The sequence below is a fragment of the Robiginitalea marina genome (assembly GCF_024006985.1).
Lineage (GTDB): Bacteria > Bacteroidota > Bacteroidia > Flavobacteriales > Flavobacteriaceae > Robiginitalea > Robiginitalea marina.
In genome coordinates this window covers 257,663-275,195 of the sequence record NZ_JAMXIB010000002.1, presented here as the reverse complement: position 1 = coordinate 275,195, position 17,533 = coordinate 257,663, and the positions used below count along the sequence as shown (strand labels likewise).

At 57.1% G+C, this 17,533-nt stretch carries 18 protein-coding genes; 11 read left to right on the top strand and 7 right to left on the bottom strand.

The genetic code is table 11. The annotated features are described in order from the left end of the window. Nucleotides 1-9 precede the first annotated feature (9 nt). The 3 genes from ruvX (at nt 10) to NG653_RS04065 (ending at nt 1,545) form a co-directional block, all read left to right on the top strand. Nucleotides 10-426, top strand: a complete 417-nt coding sequence (gene ruvX, locus NG653_RS04075) for a Holliday junction resolvase RuvX (RefSeq protein ID WP_252740391.1) — start codon at nt 10-12, stop codon at nt 424-426. Then, the gene (gene def / locus NG653_RS04070; protein ID WP_252740390.1) at nt 423-1,013 is read left to right on the top strand and encodes a peptide deformylase; all 591 of its coding nucleotides are present in this window, start codon (nt 423-425) and stop codon (nt 1,011-1,013) included. The genes ruvX and def overlap by 4 nt, the downstream gene beginning before the upstream one ends. A 103-nt stretch (nt 1,014-1,116) precedes the next feature. Then, nucleotides 1,117-1,545, top strand: coding sequence for a DUF5606 family protein (locus tag NG653_RS04065; protein WP_252740389.1), 429 nt, complete (start codon nt 1,117-1,119; stop codon nt 1,543-1,545). An 87-nt stretch (nt 1,546-1,632) separates the two neighbouring features. Here NG653_RS04065 and NG653_RS04060 read toward each other — a convergent pair whose 3' ends face one another. The 3 genes from NG653_RS04060 to NG653_RS04050 form a co-directional block, all read right to left on the bottom strand. After that, nucleotides 1,633-3,258, bottom strand: a complete 1,626-nt coding sequence (locus tag NG653_RS04060) for a beta-N-acetylhexosaminidase (RefSeq protein WP_252740388.1) — start codon at nt 3,256-3,258, stop codon at nt 1,633-1,635. Then, complete coding sequence (locus tag NG653_RS04055; RefSeq protein WP_252740387.1) at nt 3,255-3,893, bottom strand: SGNH/GDSL hydrolase family protein; 639 nt, start codon at nt 3,891-3,893, stop codon at nt 3,255-3,257. The genes NG653_RS04060 and NG653_RS04055 overlap by 4 nt, the downstream gene beginning before the upstream one ends. 573 nt (nt 3,894-4,466) lie before the next feature. Continuing rightward, a complete protein-coding gene (locus tag NG653_RS04050; protein ID WP_252740386.1) occupies nt 4,467-6,107 on the bottom strand; it encodes an N-acyl-D-amino-acid deacylase family protein in 1,641 nt (546 codons plus the stop codon). Between the two features lie 96 nt (nt 6,108-6,203). Here NG653_RS04050 and mazG point away from each other — a divergent pair, with 96 nt between their 5' ends. The 5 genes from mazG (at nt 6,204) to NG653_RS04025 (ending at nt 10,943) form a co-directional block, all read left to right on the top strand. Continuing rightward, complete coding sequence (gene mazG / locus NG653_RS04045; RefSeq protein WP_252740385.1) at nt 6,204-6,980, top strand: nucleoside triphosphate pyrophosphohydrolase; 777 nt, start codon at nt 6,204-6,206, stop codon at nt 6,978-6,980. A gap of 77 nt (nt 6,981-7,057) precedes the next feature. After that, nucleotides 7,058-8,428 carry an MATE family efflux transporter gene (locus NG653_RS04040; protein ID WP_252740384.1) on the top strand — a complete coding sequence of 457 codons (1,371 nt, stop codon included), beginning with the start codon at nt 7,058-7,060 and terminating at the stop codon, nt 8,426-8,428. 52 nt (nt 8,429-8,480) lie between these two features. Beyond that, nucleotides 8,481-8,708 (top strand): DUF8828 family protein, encoded by a 228-nt coding sequence (locus NG653_RS04035; RefSeq protein WP_252740383.1) that lies wholly within the window; start codon nt 8,481-8,483, stop codon nt 8,706-8,708. A gap of 1 nt (nt 8,709) precedes the next feature. Next, nucleotides 8,710-9,279 carry a phosphatase PAP2 family protein gene (locus NG653_RS04030; protein ID WP_252740382.1) on the top strand — a complete coding sequence of 190 codons (570 nt, stop codon included), beginning with the start codon at nt 8,710-8,712 and terminating at the stop codon, nt 9,277-9,279. Next, nucleotides 9,276-10,943, top strand: coding sequence for an ArnT family glycosyltransferase (locus tag NG653_RS04025; RefSeq protein WP_252740381.1), 1,668 nt, complete (start codon nt 9,276-9,278; stop codon nt 10,941-10,943). The genes NG653_RS04030 and NG653_RS04025 overlap by 4 nt, the downstream gene beginning before the upstream one ends. Nucleotide 10,944: 1 nt before the next feature. Here the strand turns inward: NG653_RS04025 and NG653_RS04020 are convergent, their stop codons facing one another. The 4 genes from NG653_RS04020 to NG653_RS04005 all read right to left on the bottom strand — a co-directional run bounded on the left by NG653_RS04020 (nt 10,945) and on the right by NG653_RS04005 (nt 14,907). Further along, nucleotides 10,945-11,826, bottom strand: a complete 882-nt coding sequence (locus tag NG653_RS04020) for a lysylphosphatidylglycerol synthase transmembrane domain-containing protein (protein ID WP_252740380.1) — start codon at nt 11,824-11,826, stop codon at nt 10,945-10,947. Beyond that, nucleotides 11,810-12,769: a glycosyltransferase family 2 protein gene (locus NG653_RS04015; RefSeq protein ID WP_252740379.1), complete on the bottom strand. Its 960-nt coding sequence runs from the start codon at nt 12,767-12,769 to the stop codon at nt 11,810-11,812. Before NG653_RS04015 ends, NG653_RS04020 begins: the two co-directional genes overlap by 17 nt. Nucleotides 12,770-12,825: 56 nt before the next feature. Continuing rightward, nucleotides 12,826-13,866: a methylmalonyl Co-A mutase-associated GTPase MeaB gene (gene meaB, locus NG653_RS04010; protein ID WP_252740378.1), complete on the bottom strand. Its 1,041-nt coding sequence runs from the start codon at nt 13,864-13,866 to the stop codon at nt 12,826-12,828. A 129-nt stretch (nt 13,867-13,995) separates the two neighbouring features. Beyond that, entirely contained in the window at nt 13,996-14,907 is a 912-nt protein-coding gene (locus NG653_RS04005; protein ID WP_252740377.1) for an aldose epimerase family protein, read from the bottom strand. A gap of 114 nt (nt 14,908-15,021) precedes the next feature. Between NG653_RS04005 and NG653_RS04000 the strand changes: the two genes are divergently transcribed. The 3 genes from NG653_RS04000 to NG653_RS03990 are packed head-to-tail and all read left to right on the top strand — an operon-like array spanning nt 15,022 to nt 17,519. Next, nucleotides 15,022-15,579 (top strand): RNA polymerase sigma factor, encoded by a 558-nt coding sequence (locus NG653_RS04000; RefSeq protein WP_252740376.1) that lies wholly within the window; start codon nt 15,022-15,024, stop codon nt 15,577-15,579. Further along, nucleotides 15,551-16,138 (top strand): hypothetical protein, encoded by a 588-nt coding sequence (locus NG653_RS03995; RefSeq protein WP_252740375.1) that lies wholly within the window; start codon nt 15,551-15,553, stop codon nt 16,136-16,138. Before NG653_RS04000 ends, NG653_RS03995 begins: the two co-directional genes overlap by 29 nt. Continuing rightward, nucleotides 16,110-17,519 (top strand): hypothetical protein, encoded by a 1,410-nt coding sequence (locus tag NG653_RS03990; protein WP_252740374.1) that lies wholly within the window; start codon nt 16,110-16,112, stop codon nt 17,517-17,519. Before NG653_RS03995 ends, NG653_RS03990 begins: the two co-directional genes overlap by 29 nt. The last annotated feature ends 14 nt before the right edge of the window (nt 17,520-17,533 follow it).

Below are 17,533 nucleotides of genomic sequence, written 5' to 3'. Positions count from 1 at the left end.
AAATTTCCTGTGGCCCGGATACTCGCATTGGATTATGGCGTAAAGCGGACAGGGATTGCGGTAACAGACCCTTTGCAACTCATTGCTTCCGGCCTGGCCACGGTCCCCACCCAGGAGTTGTTGGCTTTCCTTGAGGACTATGTCAGGAGGGAAGCGGTGGAGCGGATCGTGGTTGGGGACCCCCGCCAAATGGATGGCAGCCCTTCTGAAGTGGAAGGGGCAATCGGGAAATTCCTCAAAGCCCTCCACAATCAGCTCCCCGAAATCCCGGTATCGCGGCAGGATGAACGCTTTACTTCCCGCATGGCCGCACAAAGCCTGCTGGAAGGGGGGATGAAAAAGAAAAAAAGGCAGGAGAAGGCCTTGCTCGATGAAGTGAGCGCCACCCTGATCCTGCAGTCGTTTTTAAGCAGTAGAAACGCATGATTTTACCAATAGTCGCCTACGGGGACCCTGTCCTCCGCAAGAAATGTACGGATATCGATGCCGGGTACCCCGGCCTTCAGGAACTCATTGCCAATATGTGGGAAACCATGTACCAGGCCAACGGGGTTGGCCTTGCCGCCCCTCAGGTCGGGGTTCCAATCCGCCTGTTTCTGGTCGATACGGGGCCTTTTGCTGAAGATGAGGAGTTGAGCCCGGAAGAACAGGCCCAACTTAAGGATTTCAAAAAGGTATTCATCAATGCCCGGATGGAGGAGCAACGAGGGGAGAAGTGGGCCTTTAACGAGGGGTGCCTGAGCATCCCGGATATTCGCGAAGACGTTTCCCGCCAGGATACCATTAGCCTGTCTTACCTCGATGAAGGCTTCAACCCCTGCAAAGCCACCTTTGACGGCTTGTTGGCCAGGGTCATCCAGCACGAGTACGACCACATAGAGGGCATCCTGTTTACCGACCACCTCTCCCCCCTGAAGCGGCGGCTGCTTAAGGGCAAGCTGGGGAATATATCCAAAGGCAAGGTACAGGCAGATTATAAGATGCGGTTCCCGGAACTTAAGCGGGTCCGCTAAAGCAGGGGATCGGGACCAGCCCGTGTATGGCGAATTTCCTGTCGGCGGGGCGCGCATATCCTATAATTTTTAATATTTGCAGCCAAAAATTTGAATCGGGCTTATGAGTTTAGACAAGATTTTATCCATTGCCGGGAAACCGGGACTCTTTAAACTGGTCACGCAAACCCGCTCGGGTTTTGTGGCAGAGTCGCTCCTGGACGGCAAAAAAATTTCGGTGGGGATGGCCGGTAATGTCAGCATCCTTTCCGAAATTGCCATCTACACCCTGCAGGAGGAACTTCCCCTTCGCGCGGTATTTGAGAAGATTCAGGCCCGGGAAAACGGCAGCAAGGCCACGGTAAACCCAAAAGGCGATAAAACGGACCTGGAAGCCTACTTTTTTGAGGTCCTTCCCGATTACGATGAAGACCGGGTATACGCCAGCGACATCAGGAAGGTGATCCAATGGTATAACCTCCTGGTAGACCGGGGGCTTACCGATTTTTCCGACCCGAAATCCGAAACCGGGCCAGAATCGGAGGAGGCCTGAGCCCTTTTCTAATCGAGCTTTAAAGCCCTTCCCGGGCGCGCGGGCGCATTTCTGGCCATCACCCGGTCCCCGGGGGATCTTTACCCCCTACTTTTGATCAGCAGTATACCAGGGTAACAGGGAATCCGCAACGCCCCAGGGAACCCTCGCTGAGGGATAAAACCGGATATCCATCCGGCGGAAGTAGGGCAGCTGCCGCGCCAGGCGCCTGCGGTACTCCTCCCATGACCGCCCTTCGGCCGGGCTCCATCCGATTTCGGCATACCCCGGCAGCCTGGGGAATGCCAGGTATTCCAACTCTGCACTATTGCTGATGGTTTCAGACCAGAGGGGGGCTTCGAGGCCCAGGATATCTGCCTCGGTGATCCCCGGGGCATAGGTAGCCGGGTCCCAGGTATAGGCACTGTCGACAGGAATGTAGGCGGCCCAGTGCAGGCCGTGTCGGGAAAGGCTGTCGTACTGCATGTCGAGGTAGGCCTTGCGGGCTGGCGACATCAGGACTTTCATGCCCTTGGCAATGGCTTTGGAGGCGTTTTCCTCATTGTCCCAGAACTGGGCCACTGTGTTGCTGTCGAGGTTTGCAGTGGCTACTTCATCCCAGCCAATCGGGATTTTCCCGTATTTGCGGACGATGGGGACCACTTTCTCTATAAAATACTGATAATCGCGGGGTTTGGTGGAATGGCTCTCATCGCCCCCGATATGGAAATAGGGTCCTGGGGTCATCCCGGTGATCTCCCGGACCACGTCATCGATAAAACTGTATACCGTATCCTTCCGGGTATCCAGGGTACTGAAGCCGACCCGCGTGCCCGTATAGGGTTCAGGGGTTTTCCCGGTGCCGTTGAGGATAGGGTAGGCCACATAGGCGGCATTGGTATGCCCGGGCATGTCCACCTCGGGCACAATGGTGATAAAACGATCTTCGGCAAAGGCCACCAGGTCGCGGTACTGCTCCTGGGTATAGAACCCTCCTTCACCCCCGCCTACTTCCGTAAGGCCCCCAACTTCGGTTAGCCTTGGCCATGACTTGATTTCGATGCGCCAGCCCTGGTCATCGGTCAGGTGCAGGTGCAGGACGTTGATTTTGTAATAGGCCAGGACCTCGAGGTATTTCTTGACTTCCTCCACCGAAAAGAAATGTCGGGCCACGTCGAGCATGGCGCCCCGGTAGGCGAACCGCGGGGCGTCGGCAATGAAGCCCCCGGGAATGGGCCATATGGGGTAGTCCGCCAGGGTATCGTTGGGGGTTTCCGGGATCAGCTGCCTGAGGGTCTGTACGCCCCTGAAAGCCCCTTCGGCAGACCCGGCCACTAGCCGGACGCTGTCGGGCCCGATGGAAAGGGTATAGGCTTCCCTGGCCCAGCTGGGATTTTGGATCAAATAGATTGCAGGGGAGCCCTTCTCCGGGCTTCCCGGGTTCACGGGAAGCTTCAGCCCGGTTTTTTCAGCGATTTTTTCCCCCAGGAACAGTCCTACCCCGTCAAAGCCCCTATCCCCGGCAGGGATGAATATGCCCGAGTTTTCGCTTAGCCCGAAGGCCAGGTGGCTGGGTTCGACCACAACCGGTTTGGGGATCAGGGGTTCGACACCCAGGTCGGTCCGAGGCATGGCAATTTCGGGTTTCTGCTGCGTCTGCCCGCAGGCCAGGACCAACAGGATACCCAGCAGGGCAATCGCAAAAGAGGTTGCTTTTTTAAAAGAGTCTTTCATGGGTGACTAATTTTTGAAGGGGTTTCTATCAGGGGCCTGAGGACCTGTTTCCAGATTTCATACCCCAATTCATTAAGGTGCAGGCCGTCTTCGATAAAAAGGGATGCATCTACTTTACGGCCCCGCAACATAGGGTACCAGACATCGGCATATATTAGGGCGTCGCCCTTCCCGGCCCATCGCTCCAGTTTTCGGTTGAACCGCCGGTATTTCCCCCGAAGGTGCCACCGGCTGAGGCTGGGTTTGGCCGAGATAAAAATGATAGGGGTCCGGGGGGCGTTTTTCCGGATGAGGGTGGCAACCTCCTGCAGGTCCTTCAGAACCCGGCGGGGCCGTTTGCCTTCGGCAAGGTCGTTGTCCCCTTCGTAAATAAAGACCTTTTCGGGCCGGTACTTCAGTACCAGGACATCCAGGTAATGCAAAAGGTCCGAAGCCTGTGATCCCCCAAAGCCCATATTCAGGATTTGGTGGTCCGGAAAAGTATCCTGCAGGGCGTCCCACATCCGGATACTGGAACTCCCGGTAAACACCAGGGCTGGCCGTCCAGGATTCCACAGGCTGTCATATTTTCGCTCAAGGGATCTGATTTCCTGTTCGAATTCCAACGGATCCTGAGCCCATATATGGGTAGGCAATACAAGGATTAATAAACAGACCCCGGCCCCCAGCCAGGCCGGGAAGAGGGGAAACCACCCCTTGCCGCGACCGCTTCCGGGCCCCGGTACGGGAGAATTCAACATGGAAGTGCTTCTTTTGGCAAAGGCCGGTTCTTTATGGGTTATTCCTGCAAATCCATGCCAATTTAGGGCATTTTTTTCTAAATAATTACTTGGGACAGGGACCTTTTCAGTACCCCGACATTTTTGAACAAACCCGTTTTCGAAAGTCCTGGAACTTTTATAGGCATGAGTGATACTGCCTGAAAACTGGCCGCCTGGATTCCATGGGGAACAATCTGGATGCTACCCTGGTTTCTGCCTTCGACGCGTAAGAGCCGGAACCCGTTCGCAAAAATTTTATCGAGAAAAAATCAGGCGTAACCTGCAAGGGTCGCGGCAAGGCCGCCATCCACGCGATGGCCGAAAAAAATGTCCGGCATTCAGCAGAAAAGCCGTCCGGCCTTCTACTACCTATTGCAGGACGAGCTGAGCTGAGCCCGGCAACAGGTGATAAAATCAGAGCGGCCTTGCCAGGGCAGCTTTTTTGTCTTATTTGGGAACGTATCCAGGTCCCCGGACAAACCTTCCCGGGGTGGCCCCGGTATGTTCCCCTGAGGCGATGACCTGTTCCCCATTCACAAAGACCTCGGAAACGCCTGTGGCGTACTGGTGCGGCTGCTCAAAGGTCGCAAGGTCCTGTATTTTTCCGGCGTCAAAGACCACCACATCGGCGAAATAACCTTCCCTGAGCAGGCCGCGGCCCTGCAGGCGGAGGTTGTTTGCCGGGAGGGAGGTAAGCCTGCGGACGGCCTCCTGCAGGGGGATGACCTTTTCCTCCCGCACATAATGTCCGAGCAGGCGGGCAAAGGAACCATAGGCACGGGGGTGGGTGCTTTTCGGGTGGAAGCCGCCCTCAATGGAATAGGACCCGGCATCTGAACACACCGACATATAGGGCAGGGCAAGCTTCTTTTTCAGGTTTTCCCCGCTCATGGAAAAGTAAACCACCTGTATGCGGCTGTCATCTTCATAAATCAGTTCCGGGATGGCCTCAGCCGGGCTGATTCCGCGGCTTGCCGCCACTTCTGCCAGGGTTTTTCCGATCAGGTGTTGCAGGTCCGGGTTGCGAAACCCCACAAAGAGGATATTCTCCGCCGGCACGTGGAATGTCGCTTCCCGGGCCATTTTCTTTTTCTTTTCCGGGTCTTCGATAAGGGCCATGGTCCGGCTGTGGCCTCCTTCCCGCGCCCAGGCGGGCAGCAGGACGTTCAACCCGGTGGAGCTGGCGTTGTACATATACATGTCCGTGGTGATTTCCAGCCCCCTATCCCTGGCCTGGCCAATCAGGGCAATGGCACTGTCCATCAGGTCCCAATTATCCTGTCCTGAGGCTTTGAAATGGTATATTTCCGAGCGGATGCCGGCCTGTTCGGCAATCTGTATCAATTCCCGCACCGAAAGAAGCAGGCTGTCTTCCTCGTTACGGATATGAGAGATGTACATCCCCCCGTAATCCGCGGCCACCCTGGCCAATTCCGCAATTTCCCCCGTGGAGGCATGCCCGCTGGGGACGTAAAGCAGGGAGGTGGAAAGGCCAACCGCCCCTTCTTCCATTCCCTGGCGCAGGAGGTTTTTCATCTGTTCCATTTCCTGGGGGGTGGGCGGCCGGTTTTCATACCCCATTACATATTCCCTGAGGGTACCGTTGCCCACAAATGAGGTGACGTTGGTGGAAACGCCTTTGTTTTCCAGGTGTTCCAGGTATTCCCCCAAAGTGGTCCAGGAAACTTCGAAAGGAAAGTCGCCCTGGTCTTCGGCCATTTCCTTTTTCATCTGCACATTGAGCGGCCCCATGGAACGGCCCTCCCCAAGGACCTCCAGGGTCACCCCCTGCCGCAGGTCGCTCTGGGAACGCCCATCGACCAGCAAAAAAACATTTGCCCAACTGAGCATGTTTATAAACCCCGGGGCCACGTGCATCCCTGTGGCGTCCACTTCCACCGGGGCGGTGCTGGCGGAAAGGTCACCGATGGCGGCAATAGTATCGGCCCGGATACCCACATCGGCCCGGTAAGGCGCGCCGCCGCTCCCGTCCAAGAGGGTTCCGTTTCGGATGATGGCGTCGAATGCGAGAGGGGTCTGGCAGGAAATCAACAGGAGTCCGAGGACGAGGAGGGATCTGAGCACCATGGCAAGGGGAATAGCGGATTTAACTTCCTTAAATTACGTTAAATTCCCTTGTCGGCCAAAAATGGGGATTCGTACCTTTGCCCAAATTTCAGGACCATGAATTCCAGAGCTACCCAGTTGGCTGCCTTTGACCGCCTGCTTACGATTATGGATGAACTTCGGGCGCAGTGCCCCTGGGACAGGAAGCAAACCATGGAATCGCTCCGCCACCTGACTATCGAGGAAACCTACGAACTTGGCGACGCCATTTTGGAGGGTGACCTGGCGGAGGTAAAAAAGGAACTGGGCGACCTGCTCCTGCATATTGTCTTTTATGCCAGGATCGGGTCGGAAACCGGCGATTTTGACATTGCCGACGTGGCTGAGGGCATTTGCGAAAAACTGATCCGCAGGCACCCGCACATCTATTCGGATACGGTGGTGAGCGGGGAGGACGAAGTAAAGGCCAATTGGGAAAAGATCAAATTGGCCGAGGGGAAGAAAAGCGTCCTGGAAGGGGTTCCGGCCAGCCTGCCCGCCCTGGTCAAGGCCAACCGCATCCAGGAGAAGGTCGCCGGTGTTGGGTTCGATTGGGAAGAACCCGGGCAGGTCCTGCAAAAGGTACGGGAAGAGCTGGGGGAACTTCAGGAGGAGGTCCGGATAGGGAATGCCGTAAACGTGGAGGCTGAACTCGGGGATGTGCTCTTTTCCCTGGTGAATTATGCCCGCTTCCTCGGCATCAACCCCGAAAATGCCCTGGAACGGACCAACAAAAAGTTTATCCGCCGGTTTGCCTTCCTCGAAGCCCGCGCCAGGGAAGCGGGCCGGCAGCTCAGCGAGATGACCCTTGCCGAAATGGACCGGCACTGGGAGGCAGCCAAAAAGGAGGAATAACCCCGGTCAATGCCCGGGCAGTAGATCCCGGGGGAACTGGAGGCTTCCCTCCCGGGGCTGCAAAACCTGCGTTTTACGTGAAAACCTATACCAGAGAGTTCCGATATAACCTGCACCTGGCGACCCCGGTCATCCTCGGCATGCTCGGGCACACCTTTGTGGCCTTTGCCGATAACGTCATGGTGGGGCAACTGGGGACGGCGGAACTCGCGGCCGTTTCCCTTGGGAATAGTTTTGTATTTATCGCCATGTCGCTGGGCATAGGGTTTTCCACGGCCATTACCCCCCTGGTAGCCGAGGCGGACGGGGCAGGGGACCAGCAGGAGGGAAGGCGGGTGCTCCACCACGGGCTGGTGTTGTGTACCCTTTTGGGCATTGCCCTGTTCGGGGCGGTATTGCTGGCCAAGCCGCTGATGCACCATATGGACCAACCGGAGGAGGTGGTGGCCCTGGCCATCCCTTACCTCGACCTGGTGGCATTCTCCCTTATCCCGCTCATCATCTTCCAGGCGTTCAAACAGTTCTCCGAAGGCCTTTCCCGTACCCGGTACCCCATGTATGCCACCATCCTGGCCAACGTAATTAACATTGTACTGAATTACCTGCTCATTTTTGGTTCTCTGGGTTTTCCCGAACTGGGGGTTGTGGGGGCAGCCATCGGCACGCTGGTGGCGCGGATCGGCATGGTGGTCTTCATGTGGGTGATCCTCCACAAGCGGCCGGTATTCAAAGGGTTCGTGGAAGGCCTTGGATTCCGGCGCACCGAAAAGCCCATGTTGCGAAAAATTATGAACCTGGGCTTTCCATCGGCCCTGCAGATGTTTTTTGAGGTAGCCATTTTTACCGCCGCGGTGTGGATGAGCGGGGTCCTGGGGAAAAACCCCCAGGCCGCCAACCAAATCGCCCTGAACCTAAGCAGCATGACCTTTATGTTTGGGATGGGGCTGGGGGTAGCCGCCATGATCAGGGTGGGAAACCAGAAGGGACTGGGCGATTACCCAAACCTGAGGCGGGTGGCCACGTCCATTTTCCTGATGACCCTGATTTTGGAACTGTTTTTTGCCGCAGTTTTCCTTTTTGGCAGGAACCTGTTGCCGACCATTTATCTCGATGTGGGCGACCCGGCCAACCAGGCCGATAACCTGGAAGTGATCTCCATCGCGGCCCAATTGCTGCTGGTCGCAGCTTTTTTCCAGATCTCCGACGGGATTCAGGTGGTCGTGCTCGGCGCCTTAAGGGGGCTGCAGGATGTGCGAATCCCCACCCTGATCACCTTTGTGGCATACTGGCTGATCGGCTTCCCTGTGTCGTATTACCTGGGATTGTTTACGGAACTGGAAAGCACGGGGATCTGGATCGGGTTGCTCCTGGGGCTGACCGCCTCCTCAATTATGTTGTATCTTCGCTTCAGGCACCTGACGGGGAGGTTGGTGCTCCAACCTTCCTGAATTTATTTTCAAGGAGAAAGCCGCCGGGTGCCCGGGCTAAATAATACGTGTTATGGAACTGCCTAAATTCCTGCTGGGGGACAATACGGATTACCCCGAATCGATTTTTATCGTACACACCGAGTACCCCCGTTTTATCCTTAACCTGGAAAACGATGAGGTAGAGTGGCTTGAGGAATTTTCGCCCGAGGACCGGGAGGAACTTGAGATGGAAGCCGGCCGCCTGCTGGAGGAAGCCACGAACTTTTACGATCGGGAGGTTTCCCGCTATGAGGCCTGATATGTGGGAAGCCTTGATGGAAATGGACCGGCAATGGTTCCTCTGCCTAAACGGGTTGGGGGACCCGGCCTGGGACCCCTTCTGGAGGGCAGTTTCCGACAAATGGGTGGCCCTGCCGCTCTATGGCTTGCTGTTCTTTCTGTCGGTGCGGCAGTTGGGGTGGAAACGAACCGGCCTGCTCCTGGTTTTTGTGGCCCTGTTAATCACCTGTACCGACCAGCTTTCCAATTTTTTCAAGTATGGCGTGCAACGCCTTCGCCCCTGCCATGAGCCCTCCCTGGAGGGCCTGGTACGCCTGGCCAAAAGTAGTTGTGGGGGCCGCTTCGGGTATTTCTCGGCCCATTCGGCCAACGCCTTCGGGGTTGCGGTGTTTTTTACCGCTTTTTGGGGAAGGCGCGGGGGCGGTTGGGCTGCCCTGGTGCTTGCCTGGGCTTGCCTTGTGGCCTATAGCCGGATTTACCTGGGGGTCCACTACCCGCTCGATGTGCTCAGCGGCGCCCTGGCCGGTGGGATTTTTGGATGGCTTTTTGCCCGGTTATTCGCCCGGGCCGACCAAAAGTGGATGGCATGATCAGGGGCAGGTTTTTTTGGATAGGGATTGCAGGCCTGGTCGTGGTGTACCTGGCAGGGCTTTTCGCCCGCCTGATGGAGAACGACAGCGCCCAGTTTGCCGTCATGGCCCTGCGCATGGTACAGGAACAGGATTTCCTGAACCTCTGGAAGGGCACTGAGGAATACCTCGACAAACCCCACCTGCATTACTGGCTGGCCGCATTTTCCTATACCCTTTTCGGGATTCACGACTGGGCATACCGCATTCCTGCGGTGCTGGCCACCTTCCTGGGGGGCTATAGCTGCTACGGCCTGGGAAGCGCTCTGTATTCCGAACGAACTGGACGCATGGCCGCCCTGATTTTTATGAGCGCCCAGACCATTGTGCTCTCCGTGATCGATGTCCGTACCGATGCGGTCCTGACGGGCTTTGCCGTTTTTTCCATGTGGCAACTCTACCTGTACCTGAGGGATGGACGGCTTGCGCCACTGCTATGGGGCGCCGCCGGGGCCGGGCTCGCCTTTTCCACCAAGGGGCAGATCGCCCTGCTGGTTATCGCCCTGCCCCTGGCCTGCCAGCTGGTATATACCCGCAAGTGGGAGCGGCTGTGGAACCCCCGGCTCCTGTGGGGCCTTTTGATTTTTGTCCTGGTGATTTCCCCCATGCTCTATGCGTATTACCAGCAGTTTGACCTCCACCCGGAAAAAGTGATCCGTGGCCGGGACCACCGCAGCGGGATTTTCTTTATTTTCTGGGAACAGAGTTTCGAACGCCTCAGCGGGGAAGGCGTGGGAAAAAATTCCAGTGACTACACCTTTTTCTTCCACACCTTCCTGTGGGTCTTCCTGCCCTGGACCGTCCTCGGCATCCTGGCTTTCCGCGATAAGGCCCTCGATTTCTGGAAGGCCTTCAGGTCGGGCACCCGCAAGGGGGAAGTCCTGACCCTGGGGGGTATCACCCTTATTTTTGCCATCATCAGCTTTGCCCAGTTCAAACTGCCGCATTACCTGAATATAACCATCCCCCTCTTTGCGGTGCTGACCGCGGCTATGCTGGAACGCTGGGAAATGGAAGGCCGGCTAAAAGCGCTGGTAAGGGTGTCCCGGGTACAGTTCGGGATCTACACCCTCCTGGCCATTGCATCCCTGCTCCTTTGTGTATGGGTCTTCCCACTGGGCCAGCCCCTGGGCTATGTTTTGCTCTTTTTGGGGATTGGCCTGGGTGGCCTCCTGTTTTTCCGGCCGCTGAGCCCGTTGCAGCGTACCTTCTGGATCAGTGTATGGGCCAGTATCCTGGTCAACCTGGTGATGAATGCCCATTTCTACCCTTCCCTGCTCCGCTACCAGGGCGGTTCGGAGATGGCAGCCCTGATCGAAAGGGAATCCGTGCCCGTCACGCAGATTTATAAAATCTCGAATCAGCATACCTGGGCCCTGGATTTTTATTTCGGGAAACCGGTACAGCAAGTCAGCCCGGAACAACTTCCCGGGGAGGCCGCCTGGGTTTATGCCGATGAAAAAGAGCGCAGTCAGTTGCAGGAAGCCGGGTATGCCTGGGACCGGGAGTACGCCGTGGACCAGTTCCGGATCTCCCGCCTGCAGGCCCGCTTCCTGAACCCCGAAACCCGTCCCCAGGTGCTCCGGAAAAGGTACCTGCTGAGGGTCCTCCCCACCAAACCCTGAATCAGTCCGCGGGAGCCCCGCTCAGGGTCAGCCCTGGCTTGCGGAAATGGTAGGCCATTCCAAAGAGTGAAACCAGGGCGGTAATCAGGAAGAAGGCCATGCTTACCCCAATGGAAGTGCCATCGTCCAGGGCCAGCCATTTTGCCCCGTAAAAAAACACCAGTTCCCGGCTGCCGACCCCCCCGATCGTGATCGGCAGGACGGCCACGATGCTGCTGACCAGGAATACCAGCAGGTAAGACACCTGCATTTCGGTCACCCCCAGGGCCCCGAGGATGAGGGCCACGCATGCGAGCTGGGCGATTTGGACCAGGGCAGAATAGCCCAGGGAGGGCCAGAAAATCGGCATCAGGTAAGAAAATCCTTTGCGGTGGGCCATCCAGAATACGGCCAGGCTGAGGCCGGCCAGGGGCAGCGCCAGCAGGCGATAGGAAGCCAGGGGTTCCAGGGGGAGCCAGAGCAGGAAGAAGAGGCTTAGCAAATAGAGCAGGAACAGCCCGCTTACCCGGTCCAGCAGCAGGACAGATGCCAGTTTCCGCCCGCTGGCCCCAAAGGTCCGGTGGAGGAGGAACCCCTTATAGGCATCCCCCCCGATCCCGCCGGGAAGGAACAGGTTGTAGAACATCCCGAGGAGGTAGAGCCTCAGGTTGCTGCCGCGGGAAAGCGGTATCCCTATGGAATGGAAATACAGGTTCAGGCGTTCGGCCGCCACCCCTTTGGAAAGCGCGAAAAAAATCAACGCCCCAAGCAGGTATCCGGGCCTGGCCCCCAGGAGGACTTTCCAGACCTCTGCAAAGGGGATGCGGGTGAACACAAGGTACAGGAGGAGCCCGCTGAATGCGATTTTCAGCAGGACAATCCCTTTTTTACGAAGCCTGCCCACCGATGATGACGTTTTTGATCCGGTAGGGCCTTTTGTTCTGGGATTCATAGTAGGTGCGGATGAGCAATTCCATGACGATCCCAATCGTAAAGAGTTGTATGCCCCCCAGGATAAACATCATCCCGAAAATCAGCATGGGCCGGTTGCCGATATCTTCCCCAAAACCGAATTTCACCAGTAAAAGATATGCATTCATGGCGGCCCCGATCAGGATCAGCACCACCCCCAGGATCCCGAAAAGGTGGATCGGCCGCTGGAAATATTTGCGGATGAAGAGCAGCAGCATCATATCGGCCACCACCTTAAAGACCCGTTCCAGCCCGTATTTGGATACCCCGCCGTGGCGGGCGTGGTGGCGTACCGGCACCTGTTTGAGCTGCGCCCCTTCAAGGAAGGCCAGCAGCGTGATAAACCGGTGCATTTCCCCATAGAGGTTGAGGTCCTTCGCGATATCCCTGGTAAAAACCTTCAGGGCACAACCGTTGTCTTTTATGTCGAGTTTGGTGACCCTGCGGACCAGGAAGTTAGCGATTTTCGAAGGGATTTTTTTTACCAGCGAATCCTTTCGTTTCTGGCGGATGCCGGTAACCACGTCAAATTCCCCGCTTAGCACATAGGGCAGCATTCCGGGGATGTCTTCGGGGTCGTTCTGCAGGTCGCCGTCCATGGTGATGATGTATTCCCCTTGCGCGTAGTCGAGTCCGGCGGCCAGGGCAAGGCTCTGTCCGTAATTCTTTTTCAGGCAAATCAGGTGTACCTTCGGGTCCTGCAGTTCCTGTACCACCCGCCGGGTTCGGTCCGTCGAAAAATCATCCACATAAACAATCTGGTAATGGTAACCTTCCAGGCTTTTGTGGATTTTTTTGGTGAGCAGGGCCACATTTTCTTCCTCGTTGTACAGGGGAACCACTATGGAAAGGAGGGCATCGGTCAGGACTTCCATGGCAGGGAATTTGTTTGGAACCAAAGGTACTTTTTTTTGGCACTCCCCCGAAGGCTTTATCGTCCGCGGTAGGCCGAGAGGAGTTCATCGGCGGCGCGGAAGGGGCTGATCTCCTGCCGGGTGACCCGGAGCTTCATCTCCTCATAGGCCTTTTGCATGGCGGGGTCCTGGTAAAAGCCGGAGGTAAGCAGGTGCTCCAGGCGTTGTTTGAGCCAGTGCAGGTTTTGCGCGCTGCGCCGCATTTCGAAGCTTCCGTCGGCCCGGGCCCCGGTGGCGAAGGAATCGATGAGCTCCCAGATTTCCCTTACGCCTGTACCCTCGGTGGAGGAGCAGAGCAACACCCTGGGTACCCATCCGTTTTCTTTGGGGGGAAACAGGTGCAGTGCCTGGGAGAAGGTGCTCTGGGCGCGCCGGGCAGCGGGCAGGTTGGGGCCGTCTGCCTTGTTGATCACCACGGCGTCGGCCATTTCCATAACCCCCCTTTTGATGCCCTGCAACTCGTCCCCGGCCCCGGCAATTTTCAGCAACAGGAAGAAATCGACCATGCCGTGGACGGCAATCTCGCTTTGCCCGACCCCAACGGTTTCCACCAGCACCACGTCAAAGCCTGCGGCCTCACACAGGGTAATGGTTTCGCGCGTCTTCCGGGCCACCCCGCCCAGGGAATCCCCGGCGGGGGAAGGCCTGATAAAGGCCCCCGGGGAGCGGCCCAGTTCCTGCATCCGGGTCTTGTCGCCCAGGATGCTGCCCCTGCTCAGGCTGCTACTCGGATCCACGGCCAGTACGGCTACCTTTTTCCCAAGGCCGACCAACTGCAGCCCCAGGGTTTCGATAAAGGTGCTTTTCCCAACCCCGGGTACCCCGGTAATCCCCACCCTGATGCTGCTTCCTGCTTTTTCCAGGCAGGCATCCACGATCTCCCCCGAGAGGGCTGCATCTTCCGGCCGGGTGCTCTCCACCAGGGTAATGGCCCTGGCAAGGGCGGGGGTATCCCCCCGGGAAATCTGTTGCACCAGTTCCCGGGAATCCGGGGTGCCTTTTTTCGATTTCAGGCGGGCTGCAGCCTGTTTACGGGCTTTGGAAGCGGGATTTTCCAAGTGATCAACGGTTAATAGGGAGGTTGCGCATGGGTTTCATCGACCCGTCATTTCAGATCCCAAGGTACTAAATAGTCAGGAATCCCCGCAGGGGGCATTTGCGAAAGGGGCCGGGTAGCGCAGGCCCCGTTACCCTTGTTTTTCGAATACAAACCGGGTTTCGTTCAGATAGGTTTCCCAGGGGTGCAGTACGGCGGATGGAAAATGGGAAAAGCGGGGCGCATCCGGGAAATTTTGCGCCTCGAAACACAGGGAGGGCATCCCGGCCGGGTTGAACAGCACCAATGCCTTCTGGTCCGTATGCACGCGCATGCGCACGCCGGATACCGGGGAATACAACTCTGCAGCCGGGTTTGCCCCGGGGTCCACCACAAAGGGGGTGTCCAGGGCTATGTCATCCAGGCTTTTTTCCTTCCGGAAATCGAAGGGCGTTCCTGCGACTTCCAGCAGGCGGCCCGTGGGAAGCAGGCTGGCATCGGTTTCCAGGCGACGGCTGCATTGCAAGCGCAGCCGGTAGTGTGATATCAGGGGTTGCCGGTCGATTTTGAAATAGGAATGGTTGGTCAGGTTTACCGCAGTTGGACGGTCCGTTACGGCTTCATGCCTGATGGCCAGGGCATTTTCCTGTAGTTGGTAGCTCAGGGTGACCCTGAGGTTGCCGGGGAAACCCTCTTCCAGGTGCGGGCTGAAATAGCTGAGCCTGATTTCGGGCTGGTCTGTACCTTCCTCCACCGCTTCGATGGTCCAGTACCGCTTTCCAAAACCACCTGTCCCGCCATGCAGGGTGATGCCTTCGCGGTGGGAAAGGGGAAACGATTTCCCCCCGAGGTCGAGCGACCCGCCGGAAAGGCGTCCGGCAAACCTGCCCACGCATGCCCCCATGGAAAAGGGATCCTGCAGGTAGGCCCGGGGATCCTCGTGGCCCACGACCATATCCATCCAGGTATCCGGGGCGGTGCGAAACCGCAGTTTCTGGATAACGGCCCCGTAATCGAGGACCTGCAGGGAGAGCCACCGGTTTTTTATGCTGACGTGTCGCAAATAAAAAAACGCTAAAATAATCCTAAAAGTAGCCTTTTTTGAAACACTGCCATTTTTGAATCGTCACTTAAGGTGGAAACCAACAATGAGCAACCCCTTAAACCCAGCACTCCAATGCTCGACGAACTGATCGAGGGATGCCGCAGGCAAGACCGGAGGGCGCAATTGGCCCTGTACCGCAAATACGCGCGGGGCATGTTTAGCGTGGCCCTGCGCATGCTCCGCAATGAGGCCGATGCGGAAGACATGACCCAGGAGGCCTTTATCAGGGCGTTCCGGAAAATGGACCAGTTTGAGGGGAATGTGGCTTTCGGGGCCTGGTTGAAGCGCATTGTGGTAAACCGCTGCCTCGATTTCCTGAAGGTGCGCGAACCCGTTTTTGAGCCCCTGGAAGAACAATGGCTCTCTGTGGCGGATGAGGACGACGGGGGTTGGGACGTCGACCGGGAGGTAGGGGCCGAACAGGTTTTGGGGGCCATCGAAACCCTGCCCGACCACTACCGGTGGATTGTACAGTTGTATTTGGTGGAAGGGTATGACCACCGGGAAATTTCCGAAATCCTGGGGTTGAAGGAAACCACCTGCCGTACCCGCCTGATGAGGGGAAAAACCCTGCTTAAGGAACAATTAAAGACCGCGAACTATGTCGAAAGATCTCAGAACCGTATTTGAAAACGAGCGGGAAAAGGAAAGCCAAATGCCACAGGGGCATGAAAAGCGGTTTGAGGCCCGCCTCGACCAGTCCTTCGGCCGGCACAGGCGACTTTGGCCGGTTTACCGCCTGGCTGTTGCCGCTTGCCTTCTGGTCCTTCTCGGGTTGGTTTTCTGGCAGCGGGGGCAAAACCCCGCCCTCCCGGAAAAAGGACAACCCCTGGTACAGGAATCCGATTCCACCGGGCCTTCCGGCACCCTTTCCCTGGGGGACCTGTCGCCGGACCTGCGCAGCCTGGAACAGTACTATACGGCCAACATCCAGTTGGAACTGGCCAGCCTCGATATTTCCGGGGAACACAAAACCATGGCCGATGGTTACATCGCCCGGTTGGGGGACCTGGATGCGGAGTACCTCCGGCTGAACCGTGAATTGAACGAAATCGGTCCGAATGAGCAAACCATAGGGGCCATGATCCGGAACCTGGAGTACCGTCTGAACCTGTTATTGAAGTTAAAAGAAAAGTTGAACGAATTAAAATCATCAAAAAATGAAAGCATACAGCTCCAAAGTATTTAAAGCCCTTTTTATAGGGTGTGCCCTGGGGGTGTCTCCCCTGGCGGCCCAGGAAAGTAAAACCTACCGGGAGGAGTTCAAAGTCAATCCGGATGTAGTGGTGGAACTGTCCACCACCCATGCCGACCTGGAATTTGAGACCTGGGACCGCAACGAGGTAGTAGTGGAGGCCACGATTGCCCTGGAGGGGGCATCCCCGGAGGATGCCGGGAACTATTTTGAACGGGCTGGGGTGGAGATCCTGGGCAGTAAGTCCCTTGTAAAGGTGAGTACCGGGCCCGGCCAATCGTGGAACCGTGATTTTTCAGGGGCTTTTGACAGCGGTGTTTTCGCGGGTGAGTTTGCCGAAAGGCTAGGGCCCATTATGGAACAGTTCGCCATCGGACTGCCTGAAATGTCAGAGTTGCCCCCCATGCCGCCCGTCCCGTTCCGCGATTTTGACTATAAAGCCTATGAAAAGGATGGGGAGCGCTACCTTAAGGAGTGGAAAAAGGATTTCGAAAAGGAGTTCGACCAGGAATACCGCGAGCGCTTTGAAGCCTGGTCGAAGGAATGGGAGGCCCGAGCCGCTGCGATGAAGGCGCGCATGGAGGCCAGGGCTGAAGAACATGCCAAAATGCGGGAAACCCTCGAAAAACAGCGGGAAGACATGGCCCGGCAGCGGGAGCAGGCCCAAAGCCAGGCCCTGCAGGCCCGGGAACAGGCCAGGCAAGCCCGGGAAGAAGTCCGTAAGAACCCTTTTCACTCCAGCCCTAAAGAAGTGGCTGGCAAGAGGTTTACCGTGCGCAAAACCATCCGGATCAAAATGCCCAAAGGGGCCCGCCTGAAGCTGGATGTCCGCCACGGGGAGGTGAAACTGGCCGGGAATACCCTGAATGCCCGGGCTACCCTCTCTTATGCCCGTTTTATAGCTGCTGATATCGAGGGCAGGGATACCCGGATTGAAGCCCGGTATTCCCCTGTAGAAGTGCACCGGTGGAAAGGGGGGGACCTGCGGGCCGATTTTTCGGAAAAAGTGACCCTGGATGAAGTGGGCCAACTGAACCTCACTTCAAACTCCTCCGAGGTAACAATCAAGCAGCTCCTGCGGGAGGCCTCCCTGCAAAACCGGCTCGGCTCCCTTCGCATCGGGGCTGTGGGGGACAATTTCAGGAAGTTGGTGGTATCCGTGGAGAATGGGGAGCTGGCGATGCCCCTGCCCAGGGGGGGGTACCAGGTGGAGGTGGCCAATAACCATTCGGGGATCGACTATCCCGACTTTATCACCTGGGCGCCGGAAAGTGGCCAAAAACCCGGCATCCGCAAAGGGTTCAGCCAGCATAAGGACAGCGACCGGTCCATCTTCATCCAGGCTGCGTACAGCGACGTCAACCTCAGGCAATAACCGGTGCAGGGGCA